General features: G+C 71.0%; 12 protein-coding genes. 5 read left to right on the forward strand and 7 right to left on the reverse strand.

What is annotated here, in order from left to right:
- Window positions 1-17: 17 nt before the first annotated feature.
- The 3 genes from ACFYWX_RS19715 to ACFYWX_RS19725 are packed head-to-tail and all read right to left on the reverse strand — an operon-like array spanning window position 18 to window position 5,680.
- A complete protein-coding gene (locus tag ACFYWX_RS19715; protein WP_389425324.1) occupies window positions 18-1,157 on the reverse strand; it encodes an ABC transporter permease in 1,140 nt (379 codons plus the stop codon).
- The gene (locus ACFYWX_RS19720) at window positions 1,154-2,653 is read right to left on the reverse strand and encodes a sugar ABC transporter ATP-binding protein (RefSeq protein WP_389425325.1); all 1,500 of its coding nucleotides are present in this window, start codon (window positions 2,651-2,653) and stop codon (window positions 1,154-1,156) included. The genes ACFYWX_RS19715 and ACFYWX_RS19720 overlap by 4 nt, the downstream gene beginning before the upstream one ends.
- A gap of 39 nt (window positions 2,654-2,692) precedes the next feature.
- Complete coding sequence (locus tag ACFYWX_RS19725) at window positions 2,693-5,680, reverse strand: SpoIIE family protein phosphatase (RefSeq protein ID WP_389425326.1); 2,988 nt, start codon at window positions 5,678-5,680, stop codon at window positions 2,693-2,695.
- A 51-nt stretch (window positions 5,681-5,731) separates the two neighbouring features.
- Between ACFYWX_RS19725 and ACFYWX_RS19730 the strand changes: the two genes are divergently transcribed.
- Complete coding sequence (locus ACFYWX_RS19730; RefSeq protein WP_389425327.1) at window positions 5,732-6,361, forward strand: substrate-binding domain-containing protein; 630 nt, start codon at window positions 5,732-5,734, stop codon at window positions 6,359-6,361.
- Window positions 6,362-6,368: 7 nt separating this feature from the next.
- Here ACFYWX_RS19730 and ACFYWX_RS19735 read toward each other — a convergent pair whose 3' ends face one another.
- Genes ACFYWX_RS19735 through ACFYWX_RS19745 form a run of 3 tightly spaced genes read right to left on the reverse strand, consistent with a single transcriptional unit; the run spans window position 6,369 to window position 9,539 of the window.
- Entirely contained in the window at window positions 6,369-7,202 is an 834-nt protein-coding gene (locus ACFYWX_RS19735) for a carbohydrate ABC transporter permease (RefSeq protein WP_389425328.1), read from the reverse strand.
- Entirely contained in the window at window positions 7,199-8,257 is a 1,059-nt protein-coding gene (locus ACFYWX_RS19740) for a carbohydrate ABC transporter permease (protein WP_389425329.1), read from the reverse strand. Before ACFYWX_RS19740 ends, ACFYWX_RS19735 begins: the two co-directional genes overlap by 4 nt.
- Before the next feature lies 1 nt (window position 8,258).
- Entirely contained in the window at window positions 8,259-9,539 is a 1,281-nt protein-coding gene (locus ACFYWX_RS19745) for an extracellular solute-binding protein (protein WP_389425330.1), read from the reverse strand.
- 348 nt (window positions 9,540-9,887) lie between these two features.
- On the opposite strand from ACFYWX_RS19745, the gene ACFYWX_RS19750 reads away from it, so the two are divergent.
- Window positions 9,888-10,640 carry a DeoR/GlpR family DNA-binding transcription regulator gene (locus tag ACFYWX_RS19750; RefSeq protein ID WP_389425331.1) on the forward strand — a complete coding sequence of 251 codons (753 nt, stop codon included), beginning with the start codon at window positions 9,888-9,890 and terminating at the stop codon, window positions 10,638-10,640.
- Window positions 10,637-11,998, forward strand: a complete 1,362-nt coding sequence (locus tag ACFYWX_RS19755) for a 6-phospho-beta-glucosidase (protein ID WP_389425332.1) — start codon at window positions 10,637-10,639, stop codon at window positions 11,996-11,998. Before ACFYWX_RS19750 ends, ACFYWX_RS19755 begins: the two co-directional genes overlap by 4 nt.
- Window positions 11,999-12,039: 41 nt before the next feature.
- Here ACFYWX_RS19755 and rox read toward each other — a convergent pair whose 3' ends face one another.
- On the reverse strand, window positions 12,040-13,467 hold the full coding sequence (gene rox, locus ACFYWX_RS19760) for a rifampin monooxygenase (RefSeq protein WP_389425333.1): 1,428 nt from the start codon (window positions 13,465-13,467) through the stop codon (window positions 12,040-12,042).
- Window positions 13,468-13,655: 188 nt separating this feature from the next.
- Here rox and ACFYWX_RS19765 point away from each other — a divergent pair, with 188 nt between their 5' ends.
- Together ACFYWX_RS19765 and ACFYWX_RS19770 are read left to right on the forward strand one after the other, a co-directional pair.
- Entirely contained in the window at window positions 13,656-14,507 is an 852-nt protein-coding gene (locus tag ACFYWX_RS19765; protein ID WP_389425334.1) for a PaaX family transcriptional regulator C-terminal domain-containing protein, read from the forward strand.
- A 163-nt stretch (window positions 14,508-14,670) separates the two neighbouring features.
- Window positions 14,671-16,275 (forward strand): MFS transporter, encoded by a 1,605-nt coding sequence (locus ACFYWX_RS19770; protein ID WP_389425335.1) that lies wholly within the window; start codon window positions 14,671-14,673, stop codon window positions 16,273-16,275.
- The last annotated feature ends 65 nt before the right edge of the window (window positions 16,276-16,340 follow it).

A 16,340-nucleotide genomic window follows, 5' to 3' on the forward strand; every position in this document is an offset into this window, starting at 1 on the left:
GCCCTGGGGAGAGTGGGTCAGGGAGGGGAGTCTGCCGGGCCGGTGTCGTCGGTCGGGGAGGTCGGCGGACTTGGCGGAGCGGGCGGGCGAGGCGGTGCGGCGGGCGAGTCGCGGGCCAGGGCGGCGCCGGTGCGCAGCCTGCGGCGGGCGGCGTAACCGGCCAGGCCGACGGCGACGAGCAGGGTGCCGCCGTAGAACAGCGGGACCGTCCAGAAGTCGGCGCCCATCTGGCCGATGCCGGTGAGGCCGACAGCGAGGACGGCGACGGCGACCAGTGTGCCCATGGCGTTGGGCCGCCCGGGTCTGATCGCCGTGGAGCCGAGCAGGGCGCCGACGAAGGCGGGCAGCAGATAGTCGAGGCCGACGCTCGGGTTGCCGATCTGCTGCTGGGCCGCGAGCAGCACACCGGCGAAGCCGACGATCAGCCCCGAGGCGGTGAAGGCGTAGACGGTGTAGGTGCGGGTCGGGATGCCGACGAGGTCGGCGGCGCGCGGGTTGGAGCCGATGACGTAGAGGTACCGGCCGAGCGGCAGCCGCTCCAGCACCACCCAGAGGACGACGGCGAGGGCGAGGACGTAGAAGGCGGGGACCGGCAGGCCGAGGAACGTGGAGTCGTAGAGGTCGGTGAAGGCGGCCGGGAGGCCCTGCGGGCCCGGGACGATCCGGCCGCCGTCGGTGACCCAACCGGTCACGGCGTACAGCATGCTGCCGGTGCCGAGGGTGGCGATGAAGGAGTCGATGCGGCCGAACTCGACGAGGACACCGTTGAGGACGCCCACGACCGCCCCTCCGACGATCACGGTGAGGCAGGCGAGCGGCCAGGGCCAGCCGTCGTTCACGACGAGCTGCAGCACCATGACGTGCGCCAGTCCCAGGGCATAGCCGATGGAGAGGTCGAACGAGCCGGTCACGATGGGGACCATGGCGGCGAGCGCGAGGACGGCCGGGATCGACTGGTTCGACAGGATCGCGTCGACGGTGTCCAGCGTGGGGAAGGTGCGCGGCAGGGTGAGGGAGAAGAACAGGCAGAGCAGGACGGTGAGGGCGACGAGGCCGTAGGCGCCGACGAGGTGCCCGCCCAGGCGGCCGAGTCGGCTCGGCCCGTCCTGTCGTCGCCGTCGCGGGCGGGGCGGAAACGGGGAGGACGGGGCGGTCATGGGTTCGCCGCGGTCCCGGCGGGGGGCACGGCCGAAGCCGCCCGGGTGAGCCCGGCGACGGTGAGGGCCGCACCGCTCAGCTCGGCCGTCACGGACCCGCGGACGAAGACCAGGGCACGTCGGCACACGCTCGCGACCTCCTCGAAGTCGCTGGAGACGAGCAGGACCGCGAGCCCCGCGGCCAGCGCCTCGTCGAGCAGGCGGTGGATCGCGGCTTTGGCACCGATGTCCACACTGGCCGTGGGCTCTTCGAGGATCAGCACGCGCAGGCCACCCCGCAGCCATCGGCCGATCACGACCTTCTGCTGGTTTCCGCCGGACAGGGTGGCGATGACGGCCTCGCTGTCGCGGGGACGCACCGAGAGGCGTTCGGCCAGGGCGGTGGCCGCGGCGCGTTCACGGCGGGGGCTGATCCAGCGCGACGCGGGCAGGCCTCCCGCGTGGGGGTTGGCCAGCAGGTTCTCCCGCACGGTCAGGTCGGCCAGGCACCCCTCGCGTTGTCTGTCGCCGGGCACCAGCGCGACACCGAGGCCGACGGCGTCGGCGACCGTGCCGGGGTGGTAGCGCCGGCCGCCGAGGAGGACCCGCCCGTCGAGGAGGGGCCGGGCACCGGCGAGGGCCCGGCCCAGGTTCATGTGTCCGGCGCCCGAGAGGCCGACCAGCCCCAGGGCCTCGCCCGCCCCGAGCTGGAGGCCGACCGGTCCCGCACCGGGGGTCCGTACGCCGTCGAGGGTCAGGACGGCCGGGCCGCCGGCCGGCACCGTGGTGGGGCGGTAGTCGGTCGGTTCCTCGCCGACGATGTCGCGCACCAGTCGGGCGGGGCTGTGGGCCGCCAGCGGGCCGTGGCTGACGAGGTGCCCGTCGCGCAGGACGGCGAAGGAGTCGGCGACCTCGTACACCTCGTCCAGGCGGTGGCTGACGTAGAGGATGCCGTGCCCTCGGTCGCGCAGGGCGTGCAGGACGCGGAAGAGCCGGGCGCAGTCCGCGGCGGGGAGGCGGGCGGTGGGCTCGTCGAGGACGATGAGCCTCGCGCGTGCGGCCAGGGCCCGGGCGATGGCGACCAGCGAACGCTCGGCCGGGGCGAGCCGGGCGATCGGCACGTCGGGGTCGAGGTGTCCGGCGACGGTCCGCAGGGCGTCGGAGCAGTGCTCGCGGGTGCGCCGCCAGGAGATCAGACCGGCGCGTCGCTGGTATCCGGTGCTGAGGGCGATGTTCTCGGCGACCGTCATCCACTCCACGAGACCGAGGTCCTGGTGGATGAAGGACATGCTGCGGGTGGCGGCATGGCTCCCGAGCGGGTGCCCGGCCACCGTGACCTGCCCGGCGTCGGCGTGGTGGACACCGGCGAGCACCTTGATGAGCGTGGACTTTCCGGCACCGTTGGGGCCGAGGAGGGCGAGGACGCCACCGGCGTGGACGTCGAGGTCGACGTCGTCCAGCGCGAGGGTCCCGCCGAACTGCTTGCGGAGCCCTCGGACACGGACCAGAGGTTCCATCTTCCCGACGTTCATCACGAGGGATACTAGCGGGTCAAATCATGCCATTTCAGGCATTCCACCCTCCGTGCGTTGCACGCCGTCGAGCCCGCACTCGGCCCAGATGACCTTGCCCTCCGGGATGTAGCGCGTCCCCCAGCTCAGCGCCAGCTGCGCGACGAGGAACAGGCCGCGGCCGCCCTCGTCGGTGCTGGCCGCCCGGCGCAGGTGCGGGGCGGTGTTGCTGCTGTCGGAGACCTCGCAGATCAGGGTGCGGTCGTGGAGCAGCCGTACCCGGATGGGCCCGGCACCGTGCCGGATGGCGTTGGTGACCAGTTCGCTGAGCATCAGCTCCGCCGCGAACGCGGCCTCGTCGAGTCCCCACTCGGCCAGCTGCCGCAGGGCGCCGGCACGGACCTCGCTGACCAGGGCCGGGTCGGCGGGCAGATCCCAGGTGGCGATCCGGCGAGGGTCCAGGGCATGGGTGCGGGCGACGAGCAGGGCGATGTCGTCGCAGGGGTGCGCGGGAGCCACGGTGTCAAGGACCGTCTCACAGACCTCCTCGGGTGTGAGCTGCGGATGGGCCAGGGCTCCGCGCAGCTGGTCGAGGACCGCGTCGACGTCGCGGTGCCGGTCCTCGATGAGTCCGTCCGTGTAGAGGACCAGCTCGCTGCCCTCGGGGAGGTGGACCTCGACGGACTCGAAGGGCAGCCCTCCGAGGCCGAGCGGGGGCCCGGCCGGCAGGTCGGGGAAGAACACGGTGCCGTCGGGGCGGACCACCGCGGGCGGGGGGTGGCCGGCGCGGGCCATGGTGCACTGCTGCGAGGTCGGGTCGTAGACGGCGTACAGGCAGGTCGCGCCGATCATGCCGGGACCGGCGACGGGATCCTCCCGGTCCAGGCGCCCCACGACGTTGTCGAGGTGGGTGAGGACCTCGTCGGGCGGGAAGTCGAGTTCGGCGAAGCTGCGGGCGGCGGTGCGCAGCCGGCCCATGGTGGCGGCGGAGAGCATGCCGTGGCCGACGACGTCGCCGACGAAGAGGCCGACGCGGGTCCCCGAGAGGGGAATGACGTCGTACCAGTCTCCGCCCACGTCGGATTCGGCGGGCAGGTAGCGATGGGCGACCTCGACGGCGTCCTGCTCGGGCAGGCCGTGCGGGAGCAGGCTGCGCTGCAGGGCCAGGACCATGGCGCGTTCGTGCGTGTAGCGGCGGGCGTTGTCGACGGAGAGGGCGGCGCGTGCGGCGAGCTCCCGGGCCAGCGAGCAGTCGTCGTCGTCGAAGGGGGTGGGGTCGTGCCCGCGGTAGAAGCCGACGACCCCCAGGACGACACCGCGGGCGACCAGCGGGACCGCGATGAGCGAGTGGACGTGGCCCAGCAGCCGTTCGGTGTGCTCGGGGTCCTGCGCGAGCCAGCCCGCCGCGGCCTTCAGGTCGGGTTCCAGCACCGCTTCCCCGCTGGTCAGGCTCCGCAGCTGCGGTGTCGTCGGGCCGAAGCCGACCCGCGCGCCGACGGGGCTGAAGGGAAGGTCGTCGCGGATGCCGTGGACCACCGTGCGCAGCAGGTCGTCGATCGGGTCGGCGGACTCCTCGCCGCGCAGCACGGCTTCGGACAGGTCGACGGTGACGTAGTCCGCCAGTCGTGGGACCGCCGTCTCGGCGAGTTCCTCGGCGGTGCGGCGCACGTCCAGGGTGGTGCCGATCCGGGCGCCGGCCTCCGACAGCAGCTCCAGGCGGCGCCGCGCGTCCAGGGCGTACGTCCCCACGTGCGGCTCCCCCACCAGCACGAGCCCCCTCGCCCCGGACGGCGGGTCCGAGCCGTCACCCGTCACACCGCCGGCTTCGGCGGCCGCCACGGTCCTGCCGTCCGCACCGTCCGTGCCGTTCGTGAGGATCTGGCCGGGTGCGCCGTCGGGAAGGTGCGCGGACGGCGGCCCGCCGACGGAGAGGCGGGCGGGCGCGGCGGCGACGGGAACGGGCCCGAACAGCGGAAGGAAGGGGGTGACGCCGGGCACGACGAGCGGCCCCAGCGGCTCGTCGTTCTGGCGCGGCGGCTCGTCGATGCGACGCCCCGGCTCGCCGGACGTGCGCGCGGGCTCGTCGGTCTGGCGCGGTATGACGAGGAGCTCGCCCGGTGCGGAGCCAGGGAGGACGGCCTCGATGGCGACGCCCTCCACCCCGGAGGCGCTCGTGAGCGGGCGGCTCACCAGCGTGATCCGTCGCCCGTCGGGAAGGGGCACGTCGACGGCGGCCCGCTGGCCGCCGGAGATCAGCTCGGCGGCCTTCTCCATGACGATCGCGTGGTCGCGGGGATGCAGTTCGAGGGACAGCGCGTCCACCGCGACACCGTGGTGAGGGGCGGCCGTGGTGTCCAGGTACGCCCGCAGCAGGGCCCGCTCACGCTCGGAGCTCTGCGCGAGGAGCCGCCGCTCGATGGCCTCGGCCGCCTTACGGATCACGGTGGTCAGGGCCGGGTCCTCGGCACTGCGCGGATAGCCGAGGCACAGGACGCCCTCGATGCGCCCGCTGAGCGGGTCGCGGACGGGCAGGGCGCGGCAGGCGCTGCCCTGGGAGCGCTCGGCGAAGTGCTCGGCGCCGTAGACGCGGATGAGCTGCCGTTCCGCCAGGGCGAGGCCGATGCCGTTGGTACCGGCGAACTGCTCGGCGAACACGAACCCCGGGACGGTCTGGATCGCCGGGAGCCGGTCCGCCATGGACGCCCGGCCGAAACGGCGCAGGAGGACCGTCCCGTTCGCGTCGGCGACGGAGATGTTCATCTCGCTGCCGGCGAACCTGGACTGGAGCCGGTCGAGCACGGGCACGGCCGCGCGGACGATCCGGCCGTCCGGATCGAAGTCCTCCCGGAAGGGAAGGTCCGACCGGTCCGGCGCGAGGGCCAGGGACCGGCAGCGTCGCCAGGAGTCCAGGATCGACGTGCGCACACCGGTCTCGACCGGCTCGCCCTGGAGAAACCGCTCACGGGAACGGGCGGGTCCCGTGCCACCTGCCGCACGCCCCGTAGGTGTCGGATCCCCGCCGGACCGAATCACATCTCGCCTCATTCGCGCCTGCGATAATCCACATTTCGGAAAAATCTGGCATTGACGAGGATACGGGCATCAGGGGTACGAGTCACTGTCGGACCGTCGTGGGCCCGATACACGCCGACTGGACAGCTCCTGGCCCCGGCTCCGCCTCCGGGCGACGCGCCGCGTTTCCGAAAGTGTTTCGGGCACACCCGCATCGGCATGGTCGCGGGCCGCTCGCACTCCCTGGCCGGGGCTGCGCGCGTGCACGGCTACCGGGCCGCGCTGGAGGAGGCCCGGATCGCCTACGACCCGGCGATCGTCCGCTCGACCGACTTCGACTACGCCGAGGCGCTCGCCGCCGGCCTGCAGATCCTGCGGGCCGACGACCCGCCCACGGCCGTCTTCGCGGCCAGCGACGCGCAGGCGCTCGGCGTGCTGGAGGCCGCTCGTCGGCACGGGCTCGCCGTCCCCGGCGACCTGGCCGTCATGTCCTTCGACGACACCCTGGTGGCGGCCATGGCGTGCCCGCCGCTGAGCGCGGTGCGACAGCCGTTCGAGGAGCTGGGGCGCGAGGCGACCCGGGTGCTCCTGGACCTCTCCCAGGGGCGGCCGCCCGCGTCCCCGCGCATCGAACTCGCCACGGAACTCGTGCTGCGGACCTCGACGACCACCCGCAGGACGCAGGCTCACGCCGGCGGCTGAGCGCTCCTCAGCGCAGGGCGCCCTTCGTCGCGTCGGCGATGAAACCGCGGGCGAAGAAGGTGAACACCAGCACCAGCGGTATGACCGCGAGGAGCACTCCGGCCATCACCATGCTGTAGTCGGTGGAGTGACCGGCGTACAGCTGCGCCAGCGCGACCTGGAGGGTGAGCTTGTCCGGGTTGACCAGCATCACCAACGGCAGGACGTAGTCGTTCCAGGCGGCGATGAAGGTGTAGATGCCGAGGAACGCCAGGGCGGGGCGCACGCAGGGCAGCACCACGTGCCAGTACTGGCGGAAGAACCCGGCGCCCTCGATGCGGGCCGCGTCCAGCAGTTCGTCGGGGACACCGCTGCTGGTGTACTGGCGCATCCAGAAGATGCCGAAGGCGTTCGCCGCGGCCGGCACGATGAGCGCCTGGAGCGTGCCCAGCCAGCCCAGCTGCACCATGATCTCGTACTGCGGGATGATCGCCAGCTGCGTCGGCAGGATGTACATCGACAGCAGCACGCCGAACAGGATCTTCTTGCCGGGGAACTCGTACTTGGCGAAGGCGAAGGCCGCCAGGGAGTCGAAGAACAGCACCAGCGCCGTCGTACAGACCGCCACGATCACCGTGTTGAACAGCGAGCCGAAGAAGTCCATCTTGGCGAAGAGGTGCTGGACGTTGGTCATCAGGTTGCCGCCGAACCACAGCTTCGGCGGGTAGCTGTAGATGTCCTGCGAGGTGTTCGTCGCCATGACGACGATCCAGTAGAACGGGAACACCGAGATGACCACACCGAGCATCAGGATCAGATGGACGCTCAGCCCCCGGACACGCTTGCGGTTCAGGGCGTTCATGGCCGTCGCTCCTTACGCTGCACCAGGCGCCAGTTGATGAGGACGATGAGCAGGATCAGCAGGAAGAAGGCCCAGACGATGGCGGCGCCGTAGCCGAAGTCGTTGTTGTCGAAGGCCTGGTGGTAGAAGTACAGCAACGTGGTCAGGCCCGCCTGGCCGGGCCCTCCGGAGTTGGGGTTCGTGGCCGCGTCACTGCCGAACAGCACCTGTGGTTCGGTGAAGCTCTGCAGGCCGGTGACGGTGGAGACGACCACGGTGAACAGGATGATGGGCCGCAGCAGCGGGATCGTGATGGAGAAGAAGATCCGCAGCGGACTGGCCCCGTCCATCTTGGCGGCCTCGTAGAGCTCCGAGGGGATCGCCTGGAGACCGGCCAGATAGATGATCGCGTTGTAGCCGGTCCACTGCCAGGTCATCAGCGCCGCGATCACCAGCTTGATCGTCCACTCGTTGCTCATCCACGGCACGGCGGACACGTGCACCGATCTGAGGATGGCGTTGATCAGGCCGAAGTTGTTGCTGAAGATCGCGCCGAAGAAGATCGCGATGGCGACCAGCGAGGTGATGCTGGGGATGAACAGGGCGACCCGGTAGAAGGCCGTGAAACGCTTGGTCGAGTTCACCAGCACCGCGAGCACCAGCGCGAGGAAGAGCATCGGCACCGTGGACAGCACCCAGATGACCAGGGTGTTGCGGATGGACATCCAGAAAATCGGGTCGTCCCACAGGAAGCGGAACTGCTGGAATCCGACGAAGTGCATGTCCCCGATGCCGTCCCACTTCTGGAACGCCAGGTACACGGTGTAGATCACCGGGAAGAGCATGAAGACCGAGAAGAGCAGGTAGTACGGCGAGACTGCCAGGTACTGCGGCCAGTGCCTGGCGACCCGCCGCCGCGGCCCGGGCCGGGCCCCGGCCGACACCGGCCGGACCCTGCGGCCGTGCCGGCCCGGACCGCCGCGCGGGCGGTCCGGGGCCGGTCGGCCGGTGGGTGCGGTGTCGGTTCCGGAGGACGGTCCGGTGGCGGCCGGGCCGGCTACCGGGCTTGACGACATGTCACTTCACTCCCTGCCGCTGGGCGATCTGCTTGGCCTGGCTGACCGCGTCCTTCCAGGCCGCGTCGGGGTCCTTGCCCTTGGCCTCGATGCTGGTCAGCTCGGCGAAGTAGGGCGCCGAGACCGCCGCGTCGGCCGGGGCCTCGTAGGCGGCGGGGATCTTCTCGGCCGCCGGGCCGAAGATCTCGATGGTCTTCTGGCCACCGAAGAAGGCGTCGCCCCCGGTGAGCGCGGGCAGCTTGTACGCGGCCGGGGCGGTCGGGAACAGGGCCGCGTCGGTGAAGCCGCGGGCCTGGTTCTCCGGGCTGAGGATCCAGCTGATGATCTTGAAGGCCTCGTCGGGGTTGCCGCTGGTCGCGGGGATGGCCAGGAAGGACCCGCCGAGGTTGGACGGCCCGCCCGGCAGGCTCGCCACCCGCCACTTGCCCTTGGTGCCCGGGGCGGCGTTGCTGATGTCCAGTGCGTGCCATGCGGCACCGATCTCGGTGCCCAGGGCTCCGTTGCCGATCGCGGCGTTCCAGGTGTTGTCGTTGATCTTGGCGTCGATGCCGAGGGTGTAGGGCTTCACGGCGGTGGTCCAGGCGGCGCGGATGTGGTCCTGGTCGCCGATGAACTTGTTGTCCTCGTCGATGAACCGCTGGGTGCCCTGGCCGATGATCATCGAGAACACGGAGCCGATGTTGTTGACCAGGAAGGTCTTGGGTACGGCCTTGTGCAGCTCGACCCCGGCCTTGAAGTAGTCCTCCCAGGTGGACAGCTCGGCGGAGACCTTGGCGGGGTCGGTGGGCAGCCCCGCCTTCGCGAAGAGGTCCTCGCGGTAGAACGTGGCACAGGGGCCGATGTCGATCGGGAAGCCGATGAGCTTGCCGTCCTGCGTGGTGGCCTGCTTCAGCTTCCACGACAGGTACTGCGGGACCAGCTTGTCCGCACCGACGGTCTTCAGGTCGATGAAGCGGTTGGCGTTGGGCAGGAAGGAGGCGATGTCCTCGCCCTTGATGCCGGTGATGTCCGGGGCGGACTGAGCGGCCCGCAGACCGGTGAGCAGCTTGGTCTTGAAGTCGCCGCCGACCACGGAGGTCTTGAGGGTGACGTCGGAGAAGTGCTTCTTGGCGTCCGCGACGACCTTGTCGCTCAGACCGCCGGCCCAGTACCAGAGGGTCAGGTTCTTGCTGTCCTTGCTGCCGCTCGACCCGGAGCCGCCACCGCCGCACGCCGCGGTGGCGCCGGCCGTGGCGGCCGTCAGTACGGCGGCCTGAAGGAATCGTCTGCGGGAAAGGTCCACGATCTACTCCTATTTTTCGACGTGTCAGGCATGTCCGGCGAGGACCGGTGAGTCGTGGCTACGACGGGCTGCGGCGAGGGCCGGGTGGCTGAAGAGCATCGGCGTGGAGTTGAACCCTTCAGCCACCCGGGGTTTGTGACCTGGTCCTCTCAGACGGTGCCGACGCGTCAGTGACGGCGGAATGCGCCGTTGATCCGCTTCGGCCGACCGGAGTGGGGTCCGGACCTGGCTCCGAATTACGCAAGAGAGTGCACCCGGTGCGCGAGTTTGACAAGGGTCAAGCAGCAATCGAGACATTCATGCGCGACTTTGCTTGAGTTTGGCGAGTTCGCGAGTATGGTCAGCGGCATGCTCCCTGACCGAAGACATCAGCTGATCCTGCGTGCCCTGCGCGCGGACGGGCCCACCACGGTGGTCTCCCTGGCCGAGAAGATCGGGGCCAGCCAGGCCACGATCCGGCGCGACCTCGCACAGCTGGAGGACGAGGGGCTGCTCAAGCGGGTCTACGGCGGTGCCGCCCCCGTCGTCGGCGAGGACGACCCGTTCGCCGACGTGGCCGCGGTCCACGTCGAGGCCAAGGACGCGCTGGCCGCGTGGTGCGCCGATCTGGTCAGGGACGGCGAGACGGTACTGCTCGACATCGGCACCACCGCCCACCGGGTGGCCCGCCATCTGCACGGCCGGTCGCTGACCGTGATCACCAGCAACCTCGCCGTCTACGAGGAGCTCCAGGACGACAAGGACGTCCAGCTGATCCTGCTGGGCGGCGTGGTCCGTCGCGACTACCGCTCACTGGTCGGCTTCCTCACCGAGGACAACCTGCGGCAGGTCCACGCCGACCGCTTGTTCCTCGGCACCAGCGGGGTCCGCCCCGACGGCCAGGTGCTGGACACCACCGCCGTCGAGGTGCCCGTCAAGCGGGCGATGATCGCCGCCAGCGCCCAGGTGGTCCTGCTGGCGGACGCGGGCAAGTTCCCCGGCACCGGAATGGCCCGAGTGTGCGGTCCCGAGGAACTCGACGTCGTGGTGACCAACGCCCCGGCGGACGAGAAGACGTGTGGCCGACTGCGTGAGGCAGGAGTTGAGGTGGTCGAAGTATGAGACTCACGATCCTGGGCGGCGGGGGCTTCCGGGTCCCGCTGGTCTACCGGGCGCTGCTGGGCGACCGCGGCGAAGGGCGGGTCACCGACGTGACCCTGTACGACCTGGACGCCTCCCGGCTGACGACCATCCGCAAGGTCCTCGCCGACCAGGCGGCCGGACACCCCGACCCGCCCGCCGTCACCGTCACCACCGACCTGGACGAGGCGGTCACCGGAGCCGACTTCGTGTTCTCCGCGATCCGCGTCGGCGGGCTCGCCGGGCGCGCGGCGGACGAACGGATCGCCCTGGAGGAAGGTGTCCTCGGCCAGGAGACCGTCGGCGCGGGCGGAATCTCCTACGGGCTGCGCACCATCCCGGTGGCACTCGACATCGCCCGTCGCGTCGCCGCCCTGGCGCCCGACGCCTGGGTCATCAACTTCACCAACCCCGCCGGCATGGTCACCGAGGCCATGACCGCCCACCTGGGCGACCGCGTGATCGGGATCTGCGACTCCCCGGTGGGCCTCGGCCGACGCGTGGCCGGCGCGCTCGGCGCCGACCCCACCCGCGTCCGCCTGGACTACGTGGGCCTGAACCACCTGGGCTGGCTGTGCGGCCTGTACGCCGACGGCCGGGACCTGCTGCCCTCCCTGTTCGAGAACGAGGCCGCGCTGACCTCCTTCGAGGAGGGCAAACTCTTCGGCGCCGACCTGCTGCGCACCCTCGGCGCGCTGCCCAACGAGTACCTCCACTACTACTACTTCCACCGCGAGTCGGTCGGCTCCGCCCGAGCCTTGGAACAGACCCGCGGCGCCTTCCTCCACTCCCAGCAGCAGCGCTTCTACGACTCCATGGGCACCGTCGCAGGCGACCCGCCCGCGCCCCGCGCCGCCTGGAACGCCTGGGACGCCACCCGCCTGGAGCGCGAGACCACCTACATGGCCGAGAACCGCGACGCCGTCGGCATGGGCGAACGGGACTCCTGCGACCTGGAGTCCGGCGGATACGAGCAGGTCGCCCTCGCCCTCATGCGGGCCATCGCCCTGGACGAGCGCACCACCCTCGTCCTCAACGTCCGTAACCGCGGCCGGATCCCGGTCCTCGACGACGACGCCGTGATCGAGGTCCCCTGCCACGTGGACGCCAACGGCGCACGCCCCATCGCCGGCGCTTCGCTGCCCGACCACGGCCAGGGCCTGGTGTGCGCGGTCAAGGCAGTCGAACGCGCGGTGATCCACGCCGCCACCACCGCGGACCGCGCCCACGCGGTCAAGGCACTGACGATCCACCCGCTCATCGACTCGTACGCCGTCGCGAAACGCCTGCTGGACGCCTACCAGCGCCACTTCTCCGAACTCGCCTACCTGGGCCGCTGAGCCCAGGTCGGCAGGTGTCGGCGCAGCCCACGCATGGGTGCTCAGCCGGCGGCAGCTCCGAACCACCGTGGCAGTCGGCTGAGCAGATCCCGCTGATCCTCACCGACCCACGCCACGTGGCCGTCCGGACGCAGCAGCACCGCCGGTACGTCCAGTTCCTCGCTGACGTCGACGACGTGATCGACCCGGTCCGCCCAGCCCTCCACCGAGAGCCGGCCGGTCTGGTCGAGCAGCAGCCCGCGGCCGCCGTGCATCAGCTCGTAGAGGCGACCCCGCTTCAACTGCACGTCCCGCAGCCGCCGACCGAGCAGTTCGTGGCCCTCGCCGAAGTCGTAGCGCACCTCGACCGCGGTGATCATCCCGGTCACGTACCGGTTCACCTCCTCGAAGTCCATCAACTTCGAGAACAGCTCCCGCAGCGCGGTCGCACCCGGATCGGTTCCCAGCAGCGTGATCTGCGCGCGGGTGTTGTCCAGCACGCGGGCGCCCACCGGGTGCCGTTCGGCGTGGTAGCTGTCCAACAGGCCCTCCGGCGCCCAGCCGTTGACCTCGGCGGCCAGCTTCCAGCCGAGGTTGAACGCGTCCTGCACGCCGAGGTTGAGGCCCTGCCCGCCGGTCGGCGGGTGGATGTGCGCCGCGTCACCGGCCAGCAGCACCCGGCCGACGCGGTAGCGCTCGGCCTGCCGGGTGGCGTCGCCGAACCGGGACAGCCAGCGCGGCGAGTGCGCGCCGAAGTCGGTGCCCGCGACGTTTTGCAGCTGCTGCTTGAACTCCTCGAGGGTCGTCGGGGTCGTGCGGTCCTCGGCCACCCCGTCGGCGGGCACGACGAGGCGGTACACCCCGTCCTCCAGGGGCATGGCGCCGAACCGCAGTTGCGTCTTGCGGACTTCCTCCACGACGGCGGCGACCGTCGCCGGATCCTCGGTCACCTCCATTTCCCCAAGCAGCGTCTCGACCGTGGCGGGCTCACCGGGGAAACCGACGCCGAGCTGCTTGCGCACCGTACTGCGGGCGCCGTCGCACCCGACGAGGTAGCGCGAGCGCAGGTGCGTGCCGTCCGCCAGCTCGACGGCCACCCCGTCCTCGTCCTGGCTGAGCCCGACCACTTCGCAGCCACGCCGGATCTCGACACCGAGTTCGAGGGCACGCTCGTTGAGCAGCCGCTCGGTGACCGGCTGCGGGGTGGCGAGGCCGTACGGGTGCCCCGTGTCCAGCCGGTCCGGCCACGGCTTGGCGATGCCGCCGAAGAGACCGCCGACCTGGAACTTCTCACTCACCGCGAGGAACCGGTCCAGCATGCCTCGCTGGTCCATCACCTCGACGCTGCGCGCGTGCAGGCCCTGCCCGCGGGACTGCCGGGTCGGCTCGACCAGCTTCTCCAGTACGACCGTGTGCACCCCGGCCAGCCGCAGTTCGATGGCCACCATCAACCCGGTCGGTCCACCGCCGGCGACGATCGCGTCGATCACAAAACCCCCATGAGGTGCGCAGATTCTTCCTTCGGCCGATGATTCTGCGGCAGGACCGGGGTCTTGCCGCAAGCCCCCCGGTGCGCTATACGTTGAGAGTGGCAAGGAGTGGTTCTCTCCTTGCTTTTTCTTTTGCCGTGGCTGCCGGCGCGCTGACCTCAAGAGCGTCACGGCTCTACGCTTCCCCCGTGACCAGCTTCGATCAGGCAGGCAGTGCCCCCAGGCCGCAGTCGTTGATGCTGACGTTCTTCGGTGTCCACGCCCTGAGACGGGACGTCGCCCTGTCGGCCGGCAGCCTGATCGAGGTGTTCGGACAGGCCGGGATCACCGAGGACGCCGTACGGTCCACGCTCACCCGCATGGTCAAACGCGGGCTGCTCGAACGGCACCGCCGGGGCCGCAAGACGTACTTCGGGCCGACCGAGCGAGCCACCCGCGTCCTCCAGGACGGCCACGACCGGATCTGGCACACCGGGGCGGTCAACCGGGACTGGGACGGCACCTGGACCCTCGTCGGCTTCTCGCTCCCGGAGGCATGGCGCAGTGAGCGGCACGACCTGCGGTCCCGGCTGGTCTGGAACGGTTTCGGCCCGCTCCAGAACGGCCTGTGGGTGGCACCCGGCACGGTGGACGTGCCCGAGGTGGTGGCGGGGCTCGGCCTCGACTCGTATCTGCGGGTCTTCCAGGGGGCCACGGCCGTCGGCCCGACCGACGCGCGCACCGTGCTGCACACGGCGTTCGACGTGGAGTCCATCGCCAAGGGGTACGAGGCGTTCCTGACCCGGTGGAGCGCGGACGCCCACGGGGCCGACTCGCAGGACGCGGGCGAGGCCGCCACCCTCGTACGGCAGCTGCTGTTGCACACCGACTGGCTGGAACAGGTGCGACAGGATCCGCATCTGCCCGCCGAGCACCTGCCGCAGGGCTGGCCGGCGGCCGCCGCGGAGGAACGCTTCCAGGAACTGGCGCACCGCTACGAGGAGTCGGCCCGCCAGGAGGCCGCGAGCGCGCTGGACGTGATCGCGGTGGCCACGCCGTAGGACCCACCCCCGCTGTGATCCCGTAGCACCCGCAGCGGAGAGCCCTGCCCGTCAAAGCTGGGCAACACATTGACCGCCGTCGAAAAACTGCCCTACATTCATCGCGTTCTCGGCGTCGCCTTCCCCGAACATCCTGCTCATTCCGCTCAAAGGGGAGCATCACGTGTCCACCGAAACGCGCACCCAGCCTGATTCCACCGCCGATCCTCAACCGTCCGGCGGTCTGCCCATCGGCACCCTCGTCGCCGGCTGCTTCGCGGTCTGCCTGGCCCAGATCGCCCTGGCCATGCCGGCCACCCTCAACGGACTCTTCCAGGAGGACCTGCATCCCGTCGGATCGCAGCTGACCTGGATCTCGGACGCGTTCCTGCTGCCCGTCTCGGTCCTGGAGCTGACCTTCGGCGTCCTCGGCGACCTCTTCGGACGCAAGCGGCTGCTGGTCGGCGGCGGCGCGCTGCTCGTCGCCGGCGAGGCGGTGGCCGCCGCCAGCACCGGCATCCACATGCTCTGGGTGGGCCAGGCCATCGCCGGCCTGGGCGCGGCCGCGCTCTTCCCGACCTCGCTCGCGATGATCGCCGCGGGCACCCACTCGGCCCGGGACCGCGCCCGCACCATCACCATCTGGGCCGCCGCCCTGTCCAGCGGCGGCTTCATCGCCCCGGTCCTGGGCGGCATCACCGGCAACTACGGCTCCTGGCGCTGGGCCTTCATCGTGGTCACGGGCCTGGCCGTCGTCAGCACGCTGCTCAGTCAGTTCCTCGCGCAGAACTCCAGCGCACCGGAGGGCCGTTCACTGGACCTCGCAGGCCAGATCACCATCGGCATCGGCATGTTCGCCCTGCTGTACGCGGTGATCCAGGGCCCGGCGGACGGCTGGACGGCGACACCGGTGGTGATCGCCTACGTGGTCGCCGCGGTGTTCATCGCTGCGTTCGTCGTCGCGGAACGGCGTGCCGCCTCTCCCCTGCTCCGCCTCGACCTGTTCAAGAACCGGGCGTTCGCGGTGGCGTCGTTCGTGGCGGTGGTCGGCATGTTCAGCTACCTCGGCACCGCCTACGCGACCAGCATCCGGCTCGGCCCGATCCAGCACCAGAGCCCATTGCGCGGCTCGTTCGCCTTCATCCTGCTCAACTGCTGGACGCTCCTGCTGATGCCGGTGATCTCCCGGCTGCTGGAGCGGGTCAGCGCGCGCTGGGTGCTCGGCCTGGGCCTGGCGCTGATGGCCGCGGGAGACTTCCTGGCCGCGGCGCTTCCGGTGGAGGACCGCGCCCTGACCTCGCTGATCCTCCCCATCGGACTGGTCGGTGTGGGCTTCGCCCTCACGGTGTCCTCCATCACCGCGACCGCCGTCAACACGGTGCCGGTCCACTACGCCGGCATGGCCAGCGCGTCGACGAGCCTGCTGCGCGACTTCGGCTTCACGCTCGGCCCGGCCGTCATCGGCGCGATCGCCCTCAGCCGCGCCGCCGACGAGTTCACCCGGAACCTCGCCGCGTCCGGCCTCTCCACCGACGTCAAGGCGGCGGCGGCCCAGGTCGCGGCCGAGGGCGGTCCCCTCGCGTCGAACTCGGTCCCGCCGTCGTCCCCGCCGGGAGGCGCGGTGCCCATCGCCCTGGAAGCCCTCGGCAACGGCTACGCGATCGGCTACGTCGTCTGCGGCATGGCCGCCCTGGCCTGCTGCCTCCTCAGCGTGATCGCGCTGCGCGGCAAGGAGACCGCGGCCGCGACGGTGGGCATCACGAAGACGGAGGAATCCGCGGCCGCCTGAACGGCGACCACCCCGAGTGTGTGGTGCCGGTGCCCCCGGGTCCGGCACCACGCGCGCTCGCGTCC

This window comes from Streptomyces sp. NPDC002888 (assembly GCF_042888465.1).
Lineage (GTDB): Bacteria > Actinomycetota > Actinomycetes > Streptomycetales > Streptomycetaceae > Streptomyces.